This window comes from Gordonia sp. 'Campus' (assembly GCF_022206305.1).
GTDB lineage: Bacteria > Actinomycetota > Actinomycetes > Mycobacteriales > Mycobacteriaceae > Gordonia.
This window is the reverse complement of sequence record NZ_JAKOIW010000044.1, coordinates 1-2,305: the sequence shown is the minus strand read 5'-3', so window position 1 is coordinate 2,305 and position 2,305 is coordinate 1. Positions and strand designations below refer to the sequence as shown.

Genomic DNA, 2,305 nt, shown 5'->3' with positions numbered 1-2,305 from the left:
TGCCGATTGGTCGTGCGGTGCCGAATGTGTCGGTGTGGGTGTTGGATTCGCGGTTGCGGCCGGTGCCGGTGGGTGTGGTGGGTGAGTTGTATGTGGGTGGTGTGCAGGTGGCGCGGGGGTATGCGTCGCGGTCGGGGTTGTCGGCGGAGCGGTTTGTGGCTGATCCGTTTGGTGTGGTGGGTGGGCGGTTGTATCGGACGGGTGATCGGGTGCGGTGGTCGGGTGTGGGTGAGTTGGAGTATGTGGGGCGTGTTGATTTTCAGGTGAAGTTGCGGGGGCAGCGGATCGAGTTGGGCGAGATCGAAACCGTGCTCGGCGGAGTCGACGGCGTCGTGGCCGCCGCCGTGATGGTGCGCGATGATCGTCTCGTCGCCTACGTTGCGGGTCCGGATGAGTCGGACATTCCGCGCGTGCGTGAGAGTGCCGCGCGTCGACTGGCGTCGTACATGGTCCCGGACACCGTCGTCGTTCTCGACGACATGCCGCTGAACACGGCAGGCAAGATCGATCGGAAGGCGCTGCCCGCGCCGGTACTCGAGTCGCGGGTGGTCATCGAACCGGCCACCGATACCGAGAGTGCCATCGCGGCGATGGTCGCCGAGGTGCTCGGGCGTACCGATGCGGCTGCGCTCTCGGTGCCCGCCATTTCTGTCACCGACAGCTTCTTCGATGTGGGCGGGCACTCGCTGTCGGCGACTCGTGTCGCAGCGCGGATCGCCCACGAGTTCGGCGTCCCGTTCGGGGTCCGCGAATTGTTCGACGCGCCGACGGTGCGCCTCATGGCCGCGTACGTCGACGACGCGCGTGGCAGCATGGACACGACCGGCCTCGACACCACCGGCATCGACATCACCGGCATCGACATCAGCTCCGCGACAACGGAATTGGGGTCCATTCCGCGTCCGGGCCGGCCGCCGTTGTCGGCGGCCCAGCAGCGGATGTGGTTCATCAATCAGTTCGATCCCGCCTCGCCCGCCTACAACATCCCGTTCGCCCTGCGCCTACGCGGCCGGCTCGACCGGGTCGCTCTCCGTGCGTCCCTCGCCGATGTGATCGATCGCCACGAGGTCCTGCGTACGCGCTACCCGCAGAGCCTGGACGGGAGCCCGTGGCAGCAAGTCCTCCCGGCCGACGAGGTTCCGATGGATCTGTGGTGGCGAGACCATTCCGTGGAGACGCTCGCAACCACCCCGTTCGATGTGACACGGGATCTGCCGATCCGTGCGGGCATCACCGACGGCGACACCCCGGACGACCAGATCCTGGTGGTGGTGCTGCACCATATCGCCGCCGACGGTGAATCCCTGGCACCCCTGGTCGACGATCTCCTGCACTCGTACCGCGCTCGCGTCGACGGTCGGGAACCCGACCGTCCACCGCTTCCCGTGCAGTACGCGGATGTCGCGCTCTGGCAGCAGGCGGCCCTCGGCGCTGTCGACGACCCCGATTCCGAGCTCGGACGGCAGTCGCGGTGGTGGCGTGACCGACTCGCCGAACTGCCCGACGTCCTCGAGTTGCCGACGGACCGTCCGCGCCCGCCGGTGGCGTCGCACCGCGGTGCGACCGCCGAGGTCGAACTGCCAGACGATCTGCCGGCGAAGATCGATCGGTTCGCCAGGGAACGCGGTGTCACCGTGTTCATGGTGCTTCACGCCGCGGTAGCCGTCGTCCTGTCCAGACTGTCGGGTTCGACGGACATCGCCGTCGGTTCGCCGGTCGCCGGGCGTGGGCGCGCCGAACTCGACGGTCTCGTCGGCATGTTCGTCAACACCGTCGTCTTGCGGACCGATGTCGATCCGGGTGCCACCTTCGACGAGGTCGTCAGGCACGTGCGGGACACCGACCTCGATGCCTTCGCGGCTTCCGACGTGCCCTTCGAGCATCTCGTCGATGTTCTCGCACCGACTCGCAGCGAGTCGTTCGCGCCGCTGACCCAGGTGATGCTCACCCTCGAGCAGTCGCCGGTCGGTGAGCTCTCGGTTCCGGGACTGACGGTGAGCCCCGTCGAGGCGGGAGCCCCGGCCGCACGCTTCGATCTGATGATCGGCATGACCGCCACACGCGACGCACACGGAAACCTGACAGGTCTCACCAGCCGGATCGTGTATGCCACCGACCTGTTCGACGACCGGACTGTGCGGCGTATCGGTGAACGAATCGCCGACGTGTTGAGTGGTGGGCTCGCGGACGCCGACGTGATCGTCGGCGACATCGACTTCCTCGACGCCGCCGAGCGGGCCGCGATCGTGGGGTGGTCGGGTTCGGATTGTGTGGGGGTGGAGTGGTCGGGTCGTTCGGTGGGGTC

General features: G+C 67.5%; 1 protein-coding gene and 1 pseudogene. Both read left to right on the top strand.

All coding sequences use genetic code 11. The features are described from left to right. Nucleotides 1-17: 17 nt before the first annotated feature. Nucleotides 18-110: pseudogene (locus MAY35_RS23470) on the top strand (hypothetical protein); the annotation flags it as partial. A 153-nt stretch (nucleotides 111-263) separates the two neighbouring features. Continuing rightward, nucleotides 264-2,305 (top strand): condensation domain-containing protein (locus tag MAY35_RS23140; RefSeq protein WP_238423674.1); only part of this gene is annotated, 2,042 nt, incomplete at its 3' end.